At 42.3% G+C, this 21,463-nt stretch carries 23 protein-coding genes and 1 other annotated feature; all 23 genes read left to right on the forward strand.

Annotated elements, in window-relative coordinates; all coding sequences use genetic code 11:
* The first annotated feature begins 12 nt into the window (after positions 1 to 12).
* Positions 13 to 162: a 50S ribosomal protein L33 gene (gene rpmG, locus LQ216_RS18675; protein WP_117303886.1), complete on the forward strand. Its 150-nt coding sequence runs from the start codon at positions 13 to 15 to the stop codon at positions 160 to 162.
* 59 nt (positions 163 to 221) lie between these two features.
* Entirely contained in the window at positions 222 to 392 is a 171-nt protein-coding gene (gene secE / locus LQ216_RS18680) for a preprotein translocase subunit SecE (protein ID WP_230131093.1), read from the forward strand.
* Positions 393 to 620: 228 nt separating this feature from the next.
* On the forward strand, positions 621 to 1,154 hold the full coding sequence (gene nusG / locus LQ216_RS18685; protein WP_230131003.1) for a transcription termination/antitermination protein NusG: 534 nt from the start codon (positions 621 to 623) through the stop codon (positions 1,152 to 1,154).
* Between the two features lie 177 nt (positions 1,155 to 1,331).
* Entirely contained in the window at positions 1,332 to 1,757 is a 426-nt protein-coding gene (gene rplK, locus LQ216_RS18690) for a 50S ribosomal protein L11 (protein WP_230131005.1), read from the forward strand.
* Positions 1,758 to 1,856: 99 nt separating this feature from the next.
* On the forward strand, positions 1,857 to 2,546 hold the full coding sequence (gene rplA, locus LQ216_RS18695; protein WP_230131007.1) for a 50S ribosomal protein L1: 690 nt from the start codon (positions 1,857 to 1,859) through the stop codon (positions 2,544 to 2,546).
* Between the two features lie 53 nt (positions 2,547 to 2,599).
* Positions 2,600 to 2,749, forward strand: a sequence feature (ribosomal protein L10 leader region).
* A gap of 37 nt (positions 2,750 to 2,786) precedes the next feature.
* Positions 2,787 to 3,287 carry a 50S ribosomal protein L10 gene (gene rplJ / locus LQ216_RS18700; protein ID WP_117303882.1) on the forward strand — a complete coding sequence of 167 codons (501 nt, stop codon included), beginning with the start codon at positions 2,787 to 2,789 and terminating at the stop codon, positions 3,285 to 3,287.
* 62 nt (positions 3,288 to 3,349) lie between these two features.
* Positions 3,350 to 3,715, forward strand: coding sequence for a 50S ribosomal protein L7/L12 (gene rplL / locus LQ216_RS18705; protein WP_230131009.1), 366 nt, complete (start codon positions 3,350 to 3,352; stop codon positions 3,713 to 3,715).
* Between the two features lie 138 nt (positions 3,716 to 3,853).
* Positions 3,854 to 4,459: a class I SAM-dependent methyltransferase gene (locus tag LQ216_RS18710; RefSeq protein ID WP_230131095.1), complete on the forward strand. Its 606-nt coding sequence runs from the start codon at positions 3,854 to 3,856 to the stop codon at positions 4,457 to 4,459.
* 242 nt (positions 4,460 to 4,701) lie between these two features.
* Positions 4,702 to 8,283, forward strand: coding sequence for a DNA-directed RNA polymerase subunit beta (rpoB, locus tag LQ216_RS18715; RefSeq protein ID WP_230131011.1), 3,582 nt, complete (start codon positions 4,702 to 4,704; stop codon positions 8,281 to 8,283).
* Between the two features lie 142 nt (positions 8,284 to 8,425).
* On the forward strand, positions 8,426 to 12,025 hold the full coding sequence (rpoC, locus tag LQ216_RS18720; RefSeq protein ID WP_230131013.1) for a DNA-directed RNA polymerase subunit beta': 3,600 nt from the start codon (positions 8,426 to 8,428) through the stop codon (positions 12,023 to 12,025).
* Positions 12,026 to 12,183: 158 nt separating this feature from the next.
* A complete protein-coding gene (locus LQ216_RS18725) occupies positions 12,184 to 12,432 on the forward strand; it encodes a 50S ribosomal protein L7ae-like protein (RefSeq protein WP_230131015.1) in 249 nt (82 codons plus the stop codon).
* Positions 12,433 to 12,533: 101 nt separating this feature from the next.
* Entirely contained in the window at positions 12,534 to 12,956 is a 423-nt protein-coding gene (rpsL, locus tag LQ216_RS18730) for a 30S ribosomal protein S12 (RefSeq protein WP_230131017.1), read from the forward strand.
* Between the two features lie 42 nt (positions 12,957 to 12,998).
* On the forward strand, positions 12,999 to 13,469 hold the full coding sequence (gene rpsG, locus LQ216_RS18735; RefSeq protein ID WP_117303875.1) for a 30S ribosomal protein S7: 471 nt from the start codon (positions 12,999 to 13,001) through the stop codon (positions 13,467 to 13,469).
* Positions 13,470 to 13,520: 51 nt separating this feature from the next.
* Positions 13,521 to 15,599: an elongation factor G gene (fusA, locus tag LQ216_RS18740; protein ID WP_230131019.1), complete on the forward strand. Its 2,079-nt coding sequence runs from the start codon at positions 13,521 to 13,523 to the stop codon at positions 15,597 to 15,599.
* Positions 15,600 to 15,719: 120 nt separating this feature from the next.
* Positions 15,720 to 16,907 (forward strand): elongation factor Tu, encoded by a 1,188-nt coding sequence (tuf, locus tag LQ216_RS18745; RefSeq protein WP_230131021.1) that lies wholly within the window; start codon positions 15,720 to 15,722, stop codon positions 16,905 to 16,907.
* Between the two features lie 427 nt (positions 16,908 to 17,334).
* Positions 17,335 to 17,643, forward strand: a complete 309-nt coding sequence (rpsJ, locus tag LQ216_RS18750; RefSeq protein ID WP_230131023.1) for a 30S ribosomal protein S10 — start codon at positions 17,335 to 17,337, stop codon at positions 17,641 to 17,643.
* A 40-nt stretch (positions 17,644 to 17,683) separates the two neighbouring features.
* Entirely contained in the window at positions 17,684 to 18,313 is a 630-nt protein-coding gene (gene rplC / locus LQ216_RS18755; protein WP_230131025.1) for a 50S ribosomal protein L3, read from the forward strand.
* A 26-nt stretch (positions 18,314 to 18,339) separates the two neighbouring features.
* The gene (gene rplD / locus LQ216_RS18760) at positions 18,340 to 18,963 is read left to right on the forward strand and encodes a 50S ribosomal protein L4 (RefSeq protein ID WP_230131026.1); all 624 of its coding nucleotides are present in this window, start codon (positions 18,340 to 18,342) and stop codon (positions 18,961 to 18,963) included.
* Positions 18,960 to 19,247, forward strand: coding sequence for a 50S ribosomal protein L23 (gene rplW / locus LQ216_RS18765; protein WP_230131096.1), 288 nt, complete (start codon positions 18,960 to 18,962; stop codon positions 19,245 to 19,247). The genes rplD and rplW overlap by 4 nt, the downstream gene beginning before the upstream one ends.
* A 26-nt stretch (positions 19,248 to 19,273) precedes the next feature.
* Complete coding sequence (gene rplB, locus LQ216_RS18770) at positions 19,274 to 20,104, forward strand: 50S ribosomal protein L2 (RefSeq protein WP_230131028.1); 831 nt, start codon at positions 19,274 to 19,276, stop codon at positions 20,102 to 20,104.
* Between the two features lie 60 nt (positions 20,105 to 20,164).
* A complete protein-coding gene (gene rpsS / locus LQ216_RS18775) occupies positions 20,165 to 20,443 on the forward strand; it encodes a 30S ribosomal protein S19 (RefSeq protein ID WP_117303868.1) in 279 nt (92 codons plus the stop codon).
* Positions 20,444 to 20,460: 17 nt separating this feature from the next.
* Positions 20,461 to 20,802: a 50S ribosomal protein L22 gene (gene rplV / locus LQ216_RS18780; RefSeq protein WP_230131030.1), complete on the forward strand. Its 342-nt coding sequence runs from the start codon at positions 20,461 to 20,463 to the stop codon at positions 20,800 to 20,802.
* Between the two features lie 3 nt (positions 20,803 to 20,805).
* Complete coding sequence (gene rpsC / locus LQ216_RS18785) at positions 20,806 to 21,462, forward strand: 30S ribosomal protein S3 (RefSeq protein WP_230131032.1); 657 nt, start codon at positions 20,806 to 20,808, stop codon at positions 21,460 to 21,462.
* Position 21,463 lies beyond the last annotated feature (1 nt).

Genomic DNA, 21,463 nt, shown 5'->3' on the forward strand with positions numbered 1-21,463 from the left:
CAGGTGTATAATATGAGAAAGAAGATTATTTTGGCTTGCACAGACTGCGGCTCAAGAAACTACAGTTCTGAAAGCAATAAGGATTCTCGTGCGGAACGCCTTGAGATCAAGAAGTTTTGCAGTACTTGTAACGCCCATACTATGCATAAAGAAACCAAGTAATCCTTATAATAGAAGATTCGCAGAAGCTTTCCATAAAGCAGTTGGAGGTTACATTCATGATGGACTTTTTCCGTGGCGTAGTCCGCGAGATGAAAAAAGTAAGCTGGCCAAAAAGAAAAGAGCTTACAAGGTATACGATTATCGTTATCACAACCGTTGCCTTTATGGCTGTATTTTTTGCGGTGATAGATTTAGGCATTTCTGAATTAATTCGATTAGTTCTTGAATAAGAGATTCGAAAATAAGGTATAATGGTGATAGAATAATAAGTAACACCACCGAAGGCCCGGAAACGGGTTTTTTAATTTGTCTTTTTTGGATGTGCCGAGTTCTGGAGAATATGTCCACAGCAAATAATGATCATTATTTATTATCAAGCCTTTTGAAAATGATAGCTCGGGTAAAGCCTCACAAAAAGAAAAAGCACGGGGAGGGAAGGACTTTTAGGGTCCTAACAAATGGAGAAAAATTGGTATGTCGTTCATACTTATTCAGGCTATGAAAATAAGGTGAAAACAAATCTGGAAAAACGTGTGGAAACGATGGGTATGCAAGATAAAATTTTCCGCGTTGTCGTTCCGGAAGAAGAAGAAACAGAAATGAAAGACGGCAAAAAGAAAGTAACGAAAAAGAAAGTATTTCCTGGATATGTGCTCGTGGAAATTATTATGACTGATGATTCCTGGTATGTTGTCCGTAATACACCAGGTGTAACCGGGTTTGTTGGTTCAGCTGGTTCCGGTTCCAAGCCGACAGCGCTTCTTCCTGATGAAGTGGAAATGGTGCTTAGACGTATGGGCATGGACGAGAAAAGAGTTGAAGTAGACTTTATTCTGGGAGATACGGTACAAGTCAAAGAGGGCCCATTCGCAAACTTTACGGGGTCTGTTGAAGAACTCGATATAGATAAGAGCAAGATTAAAGTCTTGGTTAATATGTTTGGACGGGATACTCCGGTTGAACTGGACTTCAGTCAGGTGGAAAAAATATAAATCCGAAATAACTTGATATTGAGTTCAATAAATGTTAATATTTCAAAGGTCAGTATGTCTCCAGACAGACACCTGAACGATTATGCAATATTCTTTATTTAATATATAAAGAATCAAGATGAGTGGGAGGGTTTCAAGCCCTATTACCACATCACGGACGATAAGGAGGTGTGTCTCGTGGCTAAAAAAGTAATTAAGTTGGTTAAGCTGCAAATTCCTGCTGGTAAAGCTAATCCAGCACCGCCTGTTGGGCCTGCTTTAGGTCAAGCTGGTGTAAACATCATGGGATTCTGTAAGGAGTTTAACGCTCGTACAGCGGATCAAGCTGGTCTGATTATTCCTGTTGAGATTACGGTATTTGAAGATCGTTCATTTACATTCATTACAAAAACTCCGCCTGCTGCAGTATTGCTTAAGAAAGCAGCTGGCATCGAGTCTGGTTCTGGTGAACCTAACCGTAAAAAAGTTGCTACAGTCAAGCGTGATAAAGTACGCGAGATTGCTGAAACGAAAATGCCTGACCTGAATGCTGCAAACGTTGAGTCTGCAATTCGCATGGTTGAAGGTACTGCACGCAGCATGGGAATCGTTATCGAAGACTAATGTTTGCGAAAGCTTCACGTTCTTACGGGGTTGCGTTTATCGCAACCTTTATTCGTGGGAGGTTATTCCGCTAAAACCACAATATAGGAGGATTTAAACATGGCTAAAAAAGGTAAAAAGTATCTTGAAGCTGTTAAGCTTGTAGATAGTTCAAAAGCATATAGTGTAACAGAAGCTATCGATCTTGCTAAAAAAACAAACTCTACAAAATTTGATGCAACTGTTGAAGTTGCTTTCCGTTTGGGTATCGACCCTAAGAAAGCTGACCAGCAAATCCGTGGGGCTGTAGTACTTCCAAACGGAACTGGTAAAACTCAACGCGTATTAGTGTTCGCTAAAGGTGAAAAAGCAAAAGAAGCAGAAGCTGCCGGCGCTGATTATGTTGGCGATTCTGAATACATCACCAAAATCCAGCAAGGTTGGTTTGATTTCGATGTAATCGTTGCTACTCCGGATATGATGGGTGAAGTTGGTAAGCTTGGACGTGTGTTAGGTCCTAAAGGCTTAATGCCAAACCCTAAAACCGGTACTGTTTCATTTGACGTTACGAAAGCTGTTAATGAAATTAAAGCGGGTAAAGTTGAATACCGCGCCGATAAAGCTGGGATTATCCACGTTCCTATCGGTAAAGTATCTTTCGAAGACAACAAGTTAGTTGAAAACTTGGAAACTATTTATGAAACTCTCATGAAAGCTAAACCAGCGGCTGCAAAAGGAACTTACATGAAAACCGTTTCTGTAACTACTACAATGGGCCCTGGCGTGAAAGTGGATTCTTCTTCTTTCTAAAACAAGTTGACATTGCAAAAAGATTATTGTTATAATCAGTTTTGTTGTAATAAAAATGAATAATGTTTGTACCGTAGACAGTAGGTGCTCTCATATAGAGCTTAATTTCCTGCCGAGGTAATTCGATAAAAATAGCACTTGCTATTATTTTTGTAATTACTGCCTTCATGTCTCCGGGATATGAAGGCTTTTTGTTTGACGGTATAAATGTGTTTCAAGAAATCTATAGGAGGTGTAAGGATGAGCAGCGTTATCGAACAAAAGAAACAAATTGTTGATGAGATTTCTGATAAGTTTAAATCAGCGCAAACAGCTGTAGTTGTTGATTACCGTGGTTTAACAGTTGCTGAAGTAACTGAACTTCGTAAACAGCTTCGTGACGCAGGTATTGAGTTCAAAGTATACAAGAACACTTTGACCCGCCGTGCTGTTGAAGCTGCTGAACTTTCTGGCTTAAACGAATCTCTGACAGGTCCAAACGCAATCGCGTTCTCTAACGAAGATGTTGTTGCGCCAGCGAAAATCCTTAATGATTTCGCAAAGAAAAATGAGGCATTAGAAATTAAAGCTGGAGTTATCGAAGGGAATGTCGCATCAGCTGATGAGATCAAAGCTCTTGCAGAACTACCTTCACGCGAAGGCTTACTATCTATGCTCCTTTCCGTGCTACAAGCACCGATCCGCAATCTTGCTCTTGCTACGAAAGCTGTTGCAGATCAAAAAGAAGAACAAGGCGCGTAAGTTAGGAAACAAACTGCCGCTATTAAATTAAAAAACCAAAACCTTTAAGGAGGAACTATAAAATGACGAAAGAACAAATCATTGAAGCAGTTAAATCTATGACTGTTTTAGAACTGAATGACCTTGTAAAAGCAATCGAAGAAGAATTTGGCGTAACTGCTGCTGCACCTGTAGCAATGGCTGGTGGAGCTGCTGCTGGCGGAGCTGCTGAAGAGCAAACTGAGTTTGATGTTATCCTTACATCTGCAGGCGACCAAAAAATCAAAGTTATCAAAGTTGTACGTGAAATCACTGGTCTTGGACTTAAAGAAGCAAAAGAAGTTGTTGACAACGCTCCAAAAGCACTAAAAGAAGGCATTGCTAAAGAAGAAGCTGAAGAAATCAAAGCTAAGCTTGAAGAAGTTGGAGCTGGCGTTGAAGTTAAGTAATCCTGCATAAGGAAGAAGCTCGCTGTAACTGGCGGGCTTTTTTTCACCTATAAAATTCAGGAAACATGTTCCTGCTTCTTCAAATATCTTCTCGCTTTAACTCTTCAAGTTACCCTTTTCTGATAGGAGGAGAGGACTCTGACAGAACATTATTATTCGCAGAAACCTGATGTGGCCAGCAGCCCAAAATTATGGGATTTTACATTAAGAGGACGTACCTTTCGCTTTAAAAGTGATCGTGGTGTTTTCTCGAAAAATGAAGTGGATTTCGGCTCCCGTCTTTTAATTGAAGCATTTCATTTGAACGAAGAAACAGAAGGGAACATACTGGATGTAGGCTGTGGGTATGGCCCAATCGGACTTTCGATTGCCGCATCTTATCCTGAAGTTACAGTTGAGATGACTGATATAAACAGCAGGGCGGTTGAACTCGCGAAGGAGAACGCAAAAACGAATGGGATTTCCAATGTCGTCATTTATGAAAGCGACCGGTTCGATCGGATTAACTCCGAACAATTTGCCGCCATTCTCACTAACCCTCCAATCCGCGCTGGTAAAAAAGTAGTACAAGAGATTTTTGAACATAGTTTTGCAAGACTGAACTCCGGGGGAGAACTCTGGGTCATCATCCAGAAAAAACAAGGGGCGCCTTCGGCAATGGAGAAATTAGATCAGTTGTTTGGAAATGTAGAAACCGTGCAAAAGAAAAAAGGCTACTATATTCTAAAGTCTAAAAAAGATTGACTCTGATTTTTTGCTATGTTATTATTATATAATGCATATATATAATTTTCTGTAATTCTGCATTTTTATACATTTATTGTATGGGAAATGGATAATATGGAAAAAATATATAAAATAATAGTTCGATTTATGTGAAATAGTGGTTTTTAAAATAAAAACCATTTTATTTTTGTCTTTAGAAAACGAATTTGTTTTCTATGGGCAATAGATCTTTATAACGCTTGATTTGAGGGGTGAATCAGTTGACAGGTCAACTTGTTCAGTATGGACGACACCGCCAACGCCGAAGTTATGCAAGAATTAGCGAGGTTTTAGAGTTACCGAATCTCATCGAAATCCAAACCGCTTCCTATCAATGGTTTCTTGATGAAGGGTTAAGGGAAATGTTCCAGGACATCTCTCCGATCGAGGATTTCACTGGTAATTTGTCGCTTGAATTTATTGACTACAGCCTTGGAGAACCAAAATACTCCGTGGAGGAATCAAAAGAGCGCGATGTTACTTATTCTGCTCCGCTTCGTGTAAAGGTACGTCTTGTTAACAAAGAAACAGGGGAAGTAAAAGACCAGGATGTATTCATGGGCGATTTCCCTCTTATGTCTGAAACAGGTACATTTATCATCAATGGTGCAGAACGTGTTATTGTATCTCAGTTAGTGCGTTCACCAAGTGTTTACTACAGTGGGAAAATGGATAAGAACGGAAAACGCGGCTATACGGCAACGGTTATTCCGAATCGCGGAGCATGGCTTGAATATGAAACGGATGCCAAGGAAGTCGTGTATGTAAGAATTGACCGCACACGAAAACTTCCGGTGACGGTACTGCTTCGTTCACTTGGATTTGGATCCGAACAAGAGATTATCGACTTGATTGGCGATAATGAATATATTCGAAACACCCTTGAAAAAGACAATACCGAAAGTGTCGAAAAAGCTTTACTGGAGATTTATGAGCGCCTTCGCCCTGGGGAACCTCCTACTGTCGAAAACGCCAAGAGTCTCTTGGTTTCCCGCTTTTTCGATCCAAAACGCTATGATTTAGCTAACGTTGGACGTTACAAAATCAATAAAAAGCTTAATATTAAAAACCGTTTGTTCGGACAGCGTATCGCTGAAACGTTGGTTGACCCTGAAACAGGTGAGATCATCGTTGAAAAAGGAACGCTTCTTGACCGCCGCACATTGGATAAAATTATTCCTAATCTCGAAGCGGGCATTGGGTTTAAATCTTATCAGCCGGTTGGCGGTGTAGTATCAGAAGAAGCTTTGTTGCAAACGATTAAAATATATGCACCAAACGATCCGGATGGAGAAAAAGTGATCAATGTAATCGGAAATGCTTATGTTTCCGATCAGGTGAAGAATATTACACCTGCTGATATCATTTCTTCGATTAGTTATTTCTTTAACCTGTTGCATTCCGTCGGAGACACAGACGATATCGATCACTTAGGTAACCGTCGCCTTCGTTCAGTTGGCGAATTGCTGCAAAATCAATTTAGAATTGGTTTATCCCGTATGGAACGTGTTGTTCGTGAAAGAATGTCCATTCAGGACACAAACACGATCACGCCTCAGCAATTGATCAATATACGTCCGGTAATCGCTTCGATTAAAGAATTCTTTGGAAGCTCTCAGCTGTCACAATTCATGGACCAAACGAATCCGCTTGCGGAATTAACGCATAAGCGCCGTCTATCCGCATTAGGACCTGGTGGTTTGACTCGTGAGCGTGCAGGCTTTGAAGTGCGTGACGTTCACTACTCCCACTACGGGCGGATGTGTCCGATTGAAACACCTGAGGGACCGAACATCGGTTTAATTAACTCTTTATCGAGCTTTGCGAAGGTAAATCGCTTCGGTTTTATAGAAACTCCGTATCGCCGGGTTGATTCGGATACTGGTAAGATCACAAACCGCATCGATTATTTAACTGCCGATGAAGAAGATAACTATGTAGTTGCTCAGGCAAACGTTCGTCTTTCAGATGACGGATCATTCCTTGATGACGATATTGTAGCCCGTTTCCGTGGTGAAAATACAGTTGTTCCGAGAGACCGCGTCGATTATATGGACGTTTCTCCTAAACAAGTTGTGTCAGCAGCGACTGCTTGTATCCCGTTCTTGGAAAACGATGACTCTAACCGTGCGTTGATGGGTGCGAACATGCAACGGCAAGCTGTTCCGTTATTGCAGCCTGAGGCACCTCGTGTCGGCACAGGTATGGAGTACGTTTCAGCAAAAGATTCCGGAGCTGCGGTAATCTGTAAGCGCGAAGGAATTGTTGAGCACGTAGAAGCACGCGAAGTATGGGTGCGACGTGTTTCTGAAGTTGACGGAAAAGAAGTTCAAGGTGATCTGGATAAATACCGGATGCAGAAGTTTATTCGTTCCAACCAGGGAACTTGCTATAACCAGCGCCCGATTGTAGAAGTTGGGAACAGGGTTGTCAAAGGAGAAATTCTTGCAGACGGTCCATCCATGGAAAAAGGTGAATTAGCACTTGGTCGTAATGTGCTGGTCGCATTCATGACATGGGATGGCTATAACTATGAAGATGCCATCATCATGAGTGAACGTCTTGTGAAAGATGATGTGTATACTTCAATCCATATCGAAGAATATGAATCAGAATCCCGTGATACAAAGCTTGGACCTGAAGAGATCACCCGTGATATTCCAAACGTTGGAGAAGATGCATTGCGCAATCTTGATGAACGTGGAATTATCCGTATTGGTGCTGAAGTGAAAGACGGCGATCTGTTAGTAGGGAAGGTAACTCCTAAAGGGGTAACAGAACTTACGGCTGAAGAACGCCTTTTACATGCAATCTTCGGGGAAAAAGCCCGTGAAGTTCGGGATACATCCCTTCGCGTCCCTCATGGAGGTGGCGGAATTGTTCACGATGTGAAAGTCTTCAACCGCGAGGATGGCGATGAGCTTCCGCCGGGAGTTAATCAGCTTGTACGCGTATATATCGTTCAAAAGCGTAAAATCCACGAAGGCGATAAGATGGCAGGCCGCCACGGGAATAAAGGTGTTATCTCTCGGATCCTTCCGGAAGAGGATATGCCATACTTACCTGACGGAACGCCAGTAGATATCATGTTAAATCCACTTGGTGTACCATCCCGTATGAACATCGGGCAAGTATTGGAGCTCCATCTTGGGATGGCTGCCCGTGCGCTAAACATCCACGTTGCATCACCGGTATTTGACGGTGCTCGTGAAGAAGATGTTTGGTCTACGATTGAAGAAGCAGGAATGGCACGCGATGCCAAGACTGTCCTTTATGATGGCCGTTCAGGAGAACCATTTGATAACAGAGTATCCGTTGGTGTCATGTATATGATCAAGCTAGCTCACATGGTTGACGATAAGCTCCATGCCCGTTCAACCGGACCTTACTCTCTTGTTACGCAGCAACCTCTTGGCGGTAAAGCGCAATTCGGCGGCCAGCGTTTCGGCGAGATGGAAGTTTGGGCACTTGAAGCTTACGGTGCCGCTTATACTCTCCAAGAGATTCTTACAGTTAAGTCGGATGACGTTGTTGGGCGTGTAAAAACATACGAAGCGATCGTTAAGGGTGAAAATGTCCCTGAACCTGGAGTGCCTGAATCATTCAAAGTATTGATTAAAGAACTTCAAAGCTTAGGTATGGACGTCAAAATCCTTTCCGCTGATGATCGCGAGATCGAAATGCGTGACTTGGAGGACGAAGAAGTAGAGAATCAGCCGGATACATTGACGCTTGATTCTGAAGGCAAAGACATGGTTACCTCTGAAGCAGGGGTAAACACAAACGCATTTACAACTGAGTAATGCTAAAATACAGCTTCATTACGCTCTAACAGGCAGTGAAATCCTCGCGGGTTAGCTGCCAGTTAGAGTTCTATACATTATGAATGTGTATCAAAGTAAGCAATTAGGGTAAAACCGGAGATCGGAAAGGGAGGTAGGCCCCTTGATAGACGTTAATAATTTTGAGTATATGAAAATTGGTCTTGCTTCGCCGGACAAGATTCGTTCTTGGTCACACGGAGAAGTGAAAAAGCCGGAAACAATCAATTATCGTACTTTAAAGCCTGAGAAAGATGGCTTGTTCTGTGAGCGAATTTTCGGACCTCAGAAGGACTGGGAATGTCACTGCGGAAAGTATAAGCGTGTTCGTTATAAAGGTGTAGTGTGTGACCGATGCGGAGTTGAAGTAACTCGTGCTAAAGTTCGTCGCGAACGCATGGGGCATATTGAATTAGCTGCACCTGTATCACACATCTGGTACTTCAAGGGCATACCGAGCCGTATGGGGCTTTTGCTGGACATGTCTCCACGTGCTTTAGAAGAAATTATTTACTTTGCATCTTATGTTGTAACTGAAACCGGTGATACTTCTTTAGAAAAGAAGCAACTGCTTTCTGAGAAAGAATATCGTGCATACCGTGATAAATATGGGAAAAAGTTTCAAGCTGCCATGGGCGCTGAAGCAATCAAAAAGCTTCTTTCTGATATAGATACTGCAAAAGAAGTGGATGGGTTGAAGGAAGAGCTTAAAACTGCTCAAGGTCAACGCAGAACACGTGCCATCAAGCGCTTGGAAGTTTTAGAAGCTTTTCGTAACTCAGGAAATGAGCCGTCTTGGATGATCCTTGACGTACTGCCGGTCATTCCACCAGAGCTTCGCCCGATGGTACAGCTTGACGGTGGGCGTTTCGCTACATCTGACTTGAATGACTTGTACCGTCGCGTGATAAACCGGAACAATCGTTTGAAAAGATTGTTAGATCTTGGGGCGCCAAGCATCATCGTCCAAAACGAAAAGCGTATGCTCCAGGAAGCGGTAGACGCCTTGATTGACAATGGCCGCCGTGGCCGTCCTGTTACAGGACCGGGTAACCGTCCATTAAAATCTTTATCGCATATGCTCAAAGGTAAGCAAGGCCGTTTCCGTCAAAACCTTCTTGGTAAGCGTGTTGACTATTCTGGCCGTTCCGTTATCGTTGTAGGACCTAACCTTAAAATGTACCAGTGTGGATTACCAAAGGAAATGGCTATCGAGCTGTTCAAACCTTTCGTAATGAAAGAGTTGGTTCAAAAAGGATTAGCACACAACATCAAATCAGCTAAACGCAAAATTGAACGATTACAACCTGAAGTTTGGGATGTGCTTGAATCTGTGATTAAAGAGCATCCGGTACTGCTTAACCGTGCACCAACTCTCCACAGACTTGGTATTCAAGCGTTCGAGCCTACATTGGTAGAAGGACGTGCTATCCGTTTGCACCCATTGGTATGTACTGCTTACAACGCAGATTTCGACGGTGACCAAATGGCCGTTCACGTTCCGCTATCATCTGAAGCTCAGGCTGAAGCCCGTTTGCTTATGCTTGCTGCTCAAAACATCTTGAACCCTAAAGATGGTAAGCCGGTAGTAACTCCATCTCAAGATATGGTATTGGGTAACTATTACCTGACCCTTGAAAGAGAAGAAGCAATAGGCGAAGGAATGATCTTCAAGGATACAAACGAAGCGTTGATTGCCTATCAAAATGGATACGTTCACTTGCACACACGTGTAGCAGTGCATGCATCTTCATTAAATAATGAAACATTTACCGAAGAACAAAACACTCAACTACTACTTACAACTGTAGGTAAATTGATTTTCAATGAAATCTTGCCAAAATCGTTCCCATATATTAATGAACCTACAAAAACAAATCTTGAAGAGGAAACTCCTAAGAAGTACTTTGTAGAAAAAGGTGCGAACATTAAAGAGATTATCCCAGCTCAGCCAATCGTTGAGCCATTTAAAAAGCAAATTCTCGGAAACATCATTGCTGAAGTATTCAAGCGGTTCAAAATTACTGAAACTTCTAAGATGCTTGACCGCATGAAGGATCTTGGCTTTAAACATTCAACTAAAGCAGGCATTACAGTTGGTGTAGCTGACATTGTCGTATTAGGCGAAAAACAGCAAATCATTGCAGAAGCACAAACGAAGGTAGATAACGTGTTAAAGCAATTCAGACGCGGTCTGATTACTGAGGATGAGCGCTATGACCGTGTAATCTCCATTTGGAGTGCTGCTAAGGATACCATTCAGTCTAAGCTAATGAAATCACTGAACCGACGCAACCCAATCTTTATGATGAGTGATTCTGGTGCACGTGGTAACGCGTCTAACTTTACACAGCTTGCCGGTATGCGTGGTTTGATGGCCAACCCGGCCGGCCGGATTATTGAACTTCCAATCAGATCAAGTTTCCGTGAAGGTTTAACCGTATTAGAGTACTTTATCTCTACTCACGGCGCCCGTAAAGGTCTTGCTGATACAGCTCTTAAAACAGCCGATTCCGGTTATCTTACCCGCCGTCTTGTAGACGTTGCCCAGGATGTTATCGTACGTGATGATGATTGCGGAACGGACCGCGGATTGCTAATTGCGGCTTTAAAAGACGGAACGGAAGTCATTGAACAGCTGGAAGAACGTTTAATCGGACGTTATGCGAGAAAACCGATCAAACATCCAAAAACAAACGAAGTCATTGTCCCAGAAAATGAATTAATTACGGAGGACCTTGCAGTATACATCGAAGAAAGCGGAGTGGAGCAGGTTTGGATCCGTTCAGCGTTTACGTGTAACACCAGCCATGGTGTCTGTAAAAAATGCTACGGCCGTAACCTCGCCACAGGCCAGGAAGTTGAAGTGGGCGAAGCGGTTGGTATCATCGCCGCACAATCCATCGGTGAACCGGGTACACAGTTAACCATGCGTACATTCCATACCGGCGGTGTTGCAGGAGATGATATCACTCAAGGTCTACCTCGTATCCAGGAAATCTTTGAAGCAAGAAATCCTAAAGGGCAAGCGATTATTTCTGAAATCAAAGGTACAGTCGTAGGAATTAACGAGATTCGTGATAAGCAGCAGGAAATTGTCGTTCAAGGCGAAGTAGAGTCACGTACCTACACTGCTCCATACACAGCCCGCCTGAAGGTAACTGTAGATACACATGTAGAGCGCGGAGAGGAATTAACAGAGGGTTCTATCGACCCGAAGGAATTGCTGAAAGTGAAAGATGTATTATCTGTACAAGAATATCTGCTGCGTGAGGTTCAAAAGGTATACCGTATGCAAGGGGTAGAAATTGGCGATAAACATATCGAGGTTATGGTAAGACAAATGCTTCGTAAAGTGCGTGTAATTAATGCAGGTGAAACCGATGTACTTCCAGGCACATTGCTTGATATCCATCAGTTCACTCTAGCTAACGCTTCTGCTTTATTAGAAGGTAAAATACCAGCAACCGGTCGTCCAATATTACTAGGTATCACCAAGGCGTCTCTTGAAACTGATTCATTCTTGTCTGCGGCATCCTTCCAGGAAACGACAAGGGTCCTTACAGATGCGGCAATCAAAGGCAAGCGCGATGAGCTGCTTGGTCTTAAAGAAAATGTTATCATCGGTAAGCTTGTTCCAGCAGGAACTGGTATGCTACGTTATAGAAAAGCACAACCTGTTCTCGCGGAAGATCTCAAAGAAAAGACAGTAACAGTAGATTAATCTCAGGCGAGGCTGACTCCTAGGGAGCAGCCTCGTCTTTATATGTTCATCGGACCTAGCTGATTTTTTAAAAAGAAAGTTGACATCATGATTTAAAAGATGATATTATAGCAAAGGTGCTCCTATAATACCCTGTATTGGCTTTGGAGGATATGAACATGTCTTATGAGAAAGTATCGCAGGCAAAGTCAGTGATTATAGGAACGAAACAAACAGTGAGAGCTCTTAAAAACGGTTTGATTCAAGAGGTAATCATAGCACAGGATGCTGATATTTATCTGACATCCAAAGTTATTGATACCGCTGAAGAGCTTGAGGTTCCAATCACATACGTTGACTCGGTGCGAATGCTGGGAAAGGCATGCGGCATTGATGTCGGAGCAGCAACTGTTGCCATTAAAAAGTAAAACTGTTTTTGCGGACCATCCTGCAAAAACTTTGTTTTTGCTCATTTATGAACCACCTGGATGTGTGGGACTAGACTGAAAAAGTGAAGGGAGGAAAAATAATGCCTACTATTAATCAATTAGTGCGTAAAGGACGAGAGTCTAAAGAGGTTAATTCAAAATCTCCAGCGCTAAACAAAGGTTATAACAGCTTTAAGAAAACACAAACGAACGTATCATCTCCACAAAAACGTGGTGTTTGCACTCGTGTTGGTACAATGACACCGAAGAAGCCGAACTCAGCATTGCGTAAGTATGCGCGTGTGCGTTTGACAAATGGTATCGAGGTAACTGCTTATATTCCGGGTATCGGACACAACCTACAAGAACACAGTGTTGTACTTATCCGTGGCGGACGTGTAAAAGACTTACCAGGGGTACGTTATCACATCGTTCGTGGTGCACTTGACACTGCTGGAGTAACTGATCGTATGCAAGGCCGTTCTAAATACGGTACAAAACGTCCGAAAGCTGCTAAAAAATAAACTGATAGAAAATAAAAACTTATATTGAAAGGAGGAAAAATAATGCCTCGTAAAGGACCTGTTTCAAAAAGAGACGTATTACCAGATCCGATTTACAATTCTAAGCTTGTGACTCGTCTAATCAACAAATTGATGGTTGACGGACAAAGAGGTAAGTCACAAAAAATTCTTTACTCAGCATTTGATGTTATTTCAGAGCGTACTGGCAAAGATGCGATTGAAACATTTGATCAAGCTCTTAAAAACATCATGCCGGTATTAGAAGTAAAAGCACGTCGTGTAGGTGGTTCAAACTACCAAGTACCAGTTGAGGTGCGCCCAGAACGCCGTACTACTTTAGGTCTTCGTTGGTTAGTAAACTATTCTCGCCTTCGTGGTGAAAAAACGATGGAAGAGCGTTTAGCTAACGAAATCATGGATGCAGCCAATAATACTGGTGCTTCTGTTAAGAAACGTGAAGATACTCATAAAATGGCTGAAGCAAACAAAGCATTTGCTCATTATCGCTGGTAAGATTGATTCTTTCTATAAAATTATACCCATAGATGGAAGGAGAAAGACCAAATGGCAAGAGAGTTCTCCTTAGATAAAACGCGTAATATCGGGATCATGGCTCACATCGATGCCGGTAAAACAACTACAACTGAACGTGTTCTCTACTATACAGGCCGCATCCACAAGATCGGCGAAACTCACGAAGGTGCCTCACAGATGGACTGGATGGAGCAAGAACAAGAACGCGGAATTACAATTACATCTGCTGCAACAACAGCTTCATGGGAAGGCCACCGCGTTAATATCATCGATACGCCTGGACACGTAGACTTCACAGTAGAAGTTGAACGTTCCCTTCGTGTACTAGATGGTGCGGTTGCTGTACTTGATGCACAATCAGGTGTAGAGCCTCAAACTGAAACAGTATGGCGCCAGGCTACTACTTACGGGGTTCCTCGTGTAGTGTTTGTTAACAAAATGGACAAAATCGGTGCTGATTTCTTGTATTCAGTAAAAACAATTCATGAGCGCCTTCAGGCGAATGCTCACCCGATCCAAATACCAATTGGTGCGGAAGATGAGTTTGAAGCGATCATTGATCTTGTCGAAATGAAAGCTGTATTCTACGGAAACGATTTAGGCACTGATATTGAAGTGCGTGAAATTCCGGAAGAACACAGAGGATTAGCAGAAGAATACCGTGAAAAGTTAATTGAAGCGGTAGCTGAGCTAGATGAAGAATTAATGGAGAAATACCTGGGTGGAGAAGAGCTTACGAATGAAGAAATCAAAGCTGGGATCCGTAAAGGCACTGTTAACGTTGAATTCTATCCAGTAATCTGTGGTTCGGCTTTTAAAAACAAAGGTGTTCAATTAATGCTTGATGCTGTTATTGACTATCTTCCATCTCCATTAGATGTACCAGCAATCAAAGGTACTCTTCCGGATTCAGATGAAGAAACCACTCGTCCATCTAGCGACGAAGGGCCATTCTCAGCACTTGCATTTAAAGTTATGACAGACCCTTATGTCGGTAAATTGACATTCTTCCGTGTATACTCTGGTACATTGAGCTCCGGTTCTTATGTACAAAACTCTACTAAAGGAAAACGTGAACGTGTTGGTCGTATCCTTCAAATGCACGCAAATTCCCGTGAAGAGATTGCTCAGGTATACGCTGGAGATATCGCAGCTGCTGTTGGTTTGAAAGATACAACAACTGGTGATACTCTATGTGATGAGAAAGATCTTGTGATCCTAGAATCTATGGTATTCCCAGAGCCAGTTATTTCACTTTCTATCGAACCTAAATCAAAAGCTGACCAAGATAAAATGACTACAGCTCTTCAAAAACTACAAGAAGAAGATCCGACATTCCGTGCACATACTGATCAGGAAACTGGTCAAATTATCATCGCTGGAATGGGTGAACTTCACTTAGATATTCTAGTAGACCGTATGCGTCGCGAGTTTAAAGTTGAAGCAAATGTAGGTGCTCCTCAGGTTGCTTATCGTGAAACTTTCCGTGGCTCTGCAAAGGTTGAAGGTAAGTTTGTACGTCAGTCAGGCGGACGCGGTCAATTCGGACATGTTTGGATTGAATTCTCACCTAATGAAGAAGGAAAAGGCTTTGAATTCGAAAATGGTATCGTTGGTGGTGTTGTACCACGTGAATACATTCCTGCTGTACAAGCTGGTCTTGAAGACTCCCTTGACAACGGTGTAATTGCTGGTTTCCCACTGGTTGATATTAAAGCGAGACTATATGATGGATCTTACCATGATGTTGACTCCAACGAAATGGCATTCAAAATCGCTGCATCCATGGCTCTTAAAAATGCAGCTTCTAAGTGTAAGCCTGTAATCTTAGAGCCAATCATGAAAGTAGAAGTTGTTATTCCTGAAGAATACATGGGCGATATCATGGGAGATATCACATCTCGCCGTGGCCGTGTAGAAGGTATGGAAGCGCGCGGTAACACACAAATGGTTAAAGCGATGGTTCCATTATCTGAAATGTTCGGGTATGCAACATCTCTACGTTCAAACACACAAGGACGAGGAACGTTCTCGATGCACTTCGATCACTATGAAGAAGTACCTAAGAGCATCTCTGAGGAAATTGTGAAAAAAAATAAAGGTGAATAATTGATTTTCACCTGTTAATAAAGTATAACTACTTATGTAAGCTATGAGAGCGGAAAATATCCGGCTTTCATAGCGCCATATACTTAATCTTATTTATATAATTTAAGGAGGAATATCCTAATGGGAAAAGCTAAATTCGATCGCTCTAAGCCACACGTAAATATCGGAACAATCGGTCACGTTGACCATGGTAAAACTACTTTAACTGCTGCAATTACATCTGTTCTTGCTAAAGTTGGTGGTGCTGAAGCTCGTGCCTACGATCAAATCGACGGAGCTCCAGAAGAAAGAGAGCGCGGTATCACAATCTCTACTGCACACGTTGAGTATGAAACTGCAACTCGCCACTATGCACACGTTGACTGCCCTGGACACGCTGACTATGTTAAAAACATGATCACTGGTGCTGCACAAATGGACGGTGGTATCCTAGTGGTATCTGCTGCTGACGGCCCAATGCCACAAACTCGTGAACACATTCTTCTTTCTCGTCAAGTAGGTGTACCATACCTTGTTGTATTCATGAACAAGTGTGATGTGGTTGACGACGAAGAGTTACTTGAATTAGTTGAAATGGAAATTCGTGATCTTCTAACTGAATATGAATTCCCTGGCGATGACATTCCAGTAATCAAAGGTTCTGCTCTTAAGGCTCTTGAAGGAGATGCTGCATGGGAAGAAAAAATCAATGAACTTATGACTGCAGTTGATGAGTATATCCCAACTCCAGCACGTGATACTGAAAAGCCGTTCATGATGCCTGTTGAGGATGTATTCTCAATCACTGGACGTGGAACCGTTGCTACTGGACGTGTAGAACGCGGTGTAGTTAAAGTCGGTGACGTTATTGATATCATTGGTCTTGCTGAAGAACCTAAATCTACAACAGTAACTGGTGTAGAAATGTTCCGTAAGCTTCTTGACTATGCTGAAGCTGGAGACAACATCGGTGCACTTCTTCGTGGTGTAGCACGTGAAGACATCCAACGTGGCCAAGTACTTGCTAAGCCTGGTACAATCAATCCACACACAAAGTTCAAAGCAGAAGTATATGTTCTTTCTAAAGAAGAAGGTGGACGTCATACTCCATTCTTCACAAACTACCGCCCTCAGTTCTACTTCCGTACAACTGACGTAACTGGTATCTGCAACCTTCCTGAAGGTGTAGAAATGGTTATGCCTGGCGATAACATCGAAATGACTGTTGAATTAATTGCTTCAGTTGCTATCGAAGAAGGTACAAAGTTCTCTATTCGTGAAGGCGGACGTACTGTAGGCGCTGGCGTAGTTGCTACAATCCAAGCATAATATATAGTTTTAAAGATGATAAAAAAGCAGACGGGACGCCGTCTGCTTTTTTATTTGTTTCAGAACTGTGGGTTACAGTGCAGCTTCCATATATCTATTGATCAGTACTGACCTTCTAGTATAAACTCAGATTTTCTAGCGAATCTCATCCCTTATAATAGAAGAAAATAATAACAGCCAAACACTTTTAAAGATTAGCTTGAAAATGACTTGTTCGATATGTATAATAGTAAAAGTGTCAAAGCCACAGAAAACTATAAGATCTTCTTGTATATTCTGTGCGTTTTATGTATAATAGACAATGTTGGTCTTTGACTGCGATGATATGGAAGGTTGCTGACACACCCGGCCGCTTTGCCATGGCGAGTGTGTGGGAAATTTCCATTGAGAAGGTCTATTCTAAAATAGGCGAAAAGGAGGGAAAATAATGGCAAAACAAAAGATTCGTATCCGTTTAAAAGCGTATGATCACAGGATTCTTGATCAATCTGCTGAGAAAATTGTTGAAACTGCAAAACGTTCTGGAGCGGCTGTATCTGGTCCGATTCCACTACCGACAGAAAGAGCTGTTTATACAGTCTTACGTGCGGTTCATAAATACAAAGATTCACGTGAACAATTCGAGATGCGTACTCACAAGCGTTTAATCGACATCGTGAACCCAACACCACAAACTGTTGATTCACTAATGCGTTTAGACCTACCATCCGGTGTTGACATTGAAATCAAACTTTAATCAATATAAAAGTATTATAAAAATCTAGGAGGTGTGACTAATGACCAAAGGAATCTTAGGAAGAAAGATCGGTATGACACAAGTATTTGCTGAAAACGGTGAGCTTATCCCGGTAACTGTTGTTGAAGCTGCACAAAACGTGGTGCTTCAAAAGAAAACAGTTGCGGTTGATGGCTACGAGGCAGTTCAAATTGGTTTTGAAGATAAGCGCGAAAAGCTTTCTAACAAACCGACTAAAGGACATGCTGCAAAAGCAAACACTGCTCCTAAGCGCTTCATTCGCGAATTCCGCGATTCAAATATCGATGAGTACGATATGGGTCAGGAAGTCAAAGTTGATATTTTCGCTGAAGGCGATGTAGTTGATGTAACAGGAATTTCAAAAGGTAAAGGATTCCAGGGTGCTATCAAGCGCCATGGACAATCACGCGGGCCAATGGCTCACGGCTCCCGTTACCACCGTCGACCTGGTTCAATGGGTCCTGTAGCTCCAAACCGTGTATTCAAAGGTAAAGCTTTACCTGGACGCATGGGTGGAGAGCAGATCACTGTTCAAAACTTGACCATTGTAAAAGTTGATGTAGAACGCAACCTGCTTTTAATTAAAGGTAATGTACCTGGTGCTAGAAAAGCATTATTAAAAGTAAATACTGCGGTTAAATCTAAGTAATTTTCTGAGAAAGGAGGAGCATTAGAATGCCAAAAGTTACATTGTTCAACCAAGGTGGATCGCAAGTTGGCGACATCGAGCTTAATGATTCTATCTTTGGTATTGAGCCTAATAATGCTGTATTATTTGAAGCAATCATTATGCAAAGGGCTTCCTTGCGTCAAGGAAACCATAAAGTAAAAAACCGTTCTGAAGTAGCGGGCGGCGGACGTAAGCCGTGGCGCCAAAAAGGTACTGGACGTGCTCGTCAGGGATCAATCCGTTCCCCACAATGGCGCGGCGGCGGTGTTGTATTTGGACCAACACCAAGATCTTATAGCTATAAACTGCCTAAAAAGGTACGTCGTTTGGCTATCAAATCAGCTCTATCTGCTAAAGTGCAAGAAGAAGGTATTTTAGTTCTTGAGAGCCTTTCATTCGAAACTCCAAAAACAAAAGAATTTGCAGCTGTACTAAAAGGACTTTCAGTAGATGCTAAAACGTTAATTGTAACGGACGGTTTAGATGAGAAAGTTGCTCTATCTGCGCGTAACATCCCTGGTGTTACTGTAGTAGAAGCTAACGGTCTAAATGTTCTTGATGTTGTATCTCACAACAAATTGATCATGACTAAGTCAGCTGTTGAAAAAGTAGAGGAGGTGCTTGCATAATGGATGCACGCGATATCATTAAGCGCCCCGTAATCACTGAACGTTCATCAGAGATAATGGCTGAAAAAAAATACACTTTTGAAGTGGACGTTAGAGCTAACAAAACACAAGTTAAAGATGCAGTTAAAGAAATTTTCGGCGTAGAAGTTGAAAAAGTTAACATCATGAACTATAAAGGGAAGTTCAGACGCTTAAACGGACGTACTGGTTTTACGAACAAGCGCCGTAAAGCGATCGTGAAATTAACTGCTGATAGTAAAGAAATCGAATTATTTGAAGAATAAACCATTAGAGAAGGAGGGAAATACACATGGCGATTAAAAAGTATAAACCTACCTCTAACGGTCGACGCGGCATGACGGTTTCTGATTTCGCTGAAATCACAACTGACAAACCAGAAAAATCATTGCTTGCTCCTTTAAAAAGAAAAGGCGGCCGTAATAACCAAGGTAAGTTAACAGTTCGTCATCAAGGTGGCGGCCACAAACGTCAATATCGTATCATTGATTTCAAACGTGAAAAAGATGGTATACCAGGACGCGTTGCCACTGTCGAATACGATCCAAATCGTTCTGCAAACATTGCATTAATTAATTATGTGGATGGAGAAAAGCGTTATATCCTTGCTCCAAAAAACCTACAGGTAGGTATGGAGATAATGTCAGGAACTGAAGCCGACATTAAAGTGGGTAATGCACTTCCATTATCAAATATTCCGGTAGGTACTGTTGTTCATAACATCGAACTTAAACCTGGTAAAGGTGGACAGTTAGTGCGTTCAGCTGGTACTTCAGCGCAAGTTCTTGGTAAAGAAGGACGTTATGTTCTTGTTCGCTTGAATTCTGGTGAAGTTCGTATGATCCTTGCAACTTGCCGTGCTTCTATAGGTCAAGTAGGGAACGAACAACATGAATTAATCAACATCGGTAAAGCTGGAAGATCACGCTGGTTAGGTATACGCCCAACTGTTCGTGGATCCGTAATGAACCCGAACGATCACCCGCATGGTGGTGGTGAAGGTAAATCTCCTATCGGACGTAAATCTCCAATGTCTCCTTGGGGTAAACCAACCCTTGGTGCTAAAACTCGTAAGAAGAAAAATCAATCCGATAAATTTATCGTGCGTCGCCGTAAAAAATAACGGGAATGTACTGCGGTTCATAAACCGAACCGTAGCACAATCACGAAGGGAGGAACTTACATGGGTCGCAGTTTGAAAAAAGGACCTTTTGTTGATGAGCATTTGATGGTTAAGGTAGAAAAGTTAAATGAATCTGACAAGAAACAAGTTGTAAAAACTTGGTCTCGTCGTTCAACCATCTTCCCACAATTCATCGGTCACACAATCGCTGTCTATGATGGTCGTAAACACGTACCGGTATATGTAACTGAAGACATGGTAGGCCACAAGTTGGGCGAATTCGCTCCAACACGTGCTTACAAGGGTCACGCAAGTGATGACAAGAAAACAAGACGTTAATGAGAGGAGGGCATCTCATGCAAGCAAAAGCTGTTGCTAGAACAGTTCGTATTGCTCCTCGTAAAATCCGTTTAGTCGCTGATTTAATTCGAGGTAAGCAAGTAGGTGAAGCGGTGGCGATTCTTCGCTTAACTCCAAAGGCTGCTTCTCCAGTTATAGAAAAAGTATTAAAATCTGCAGTTGCTAACGCAGAGCACAACTACGAAATGGATATCAATAACTTGGTTGTTTCAGAAGCTTATGTGAATGAAGGACCAACATTGAAACGTTTCCGTCCACGTGCTATGGGCCGTGCGAGTGCAATCAATAAACGTACTAGTCATATTACTATCGTTTTATCAGAAAAGAAGGAGGGATAGTCTGTGGGTCAAAAGGTAAATCCAGTCGGTTTGCGTATCGGGATCATCCGTGATTGGGAATCTAAATGGTACGCAGGTAAAGACTATGCTGATCTTTTGCATGAAGACCTTAGGGTTCGTGAATATATCGCGAAACGCTTAAGTGATGCTTCTGTATCAAAGGTTGAAATCGAACGTGCTGCTAACCGCATTAACATTTCAGTTCACACTGCGAAGCCGGGTATGGTTATCGGTAAAGGCGGTACTGAAGTTGAAGCGCTTCGTAAAGCGTTAAATCAATTAACAGGCAAACGTGTCCATATCAATATTATTGAAATCAAAAGAGCAGATCTTGATGCGAAACTAGTTGCTGAAAACATCGCTCGTCAATTAGAAAACCGTGTTTCTTTCCGTCGTGCACAAAAACAAGCGATCCAACGTACAATGCGTTCTGGTGCTCAAGGGATCAAAACACAAGTTTCCGGTCGTCTTGGCGGTGCTGACATCGCTCGTTCTGAACACTACAGCGAAGGAACAGTTCCACTTCACACACTTCGCGCTGACATAGACTATGCTACAGCTGAAGCGGACACTACTTATGGTAAGCTTGGCGTAAAAGTATGGATCTATCGTGGAGAGGTTCTTCCTACTAAGAAGAAAACAGAGGAAGGAGGAAAATAAT

Origin of the sequence: Bacillus sp. CECT 9360, from assembly GCF_918741275.1 — a bacterium.
Classification (GTDB): Bacteria; Bacillota; Bacilli; order Bacillales; family DSM-1321; genus Peribacillus.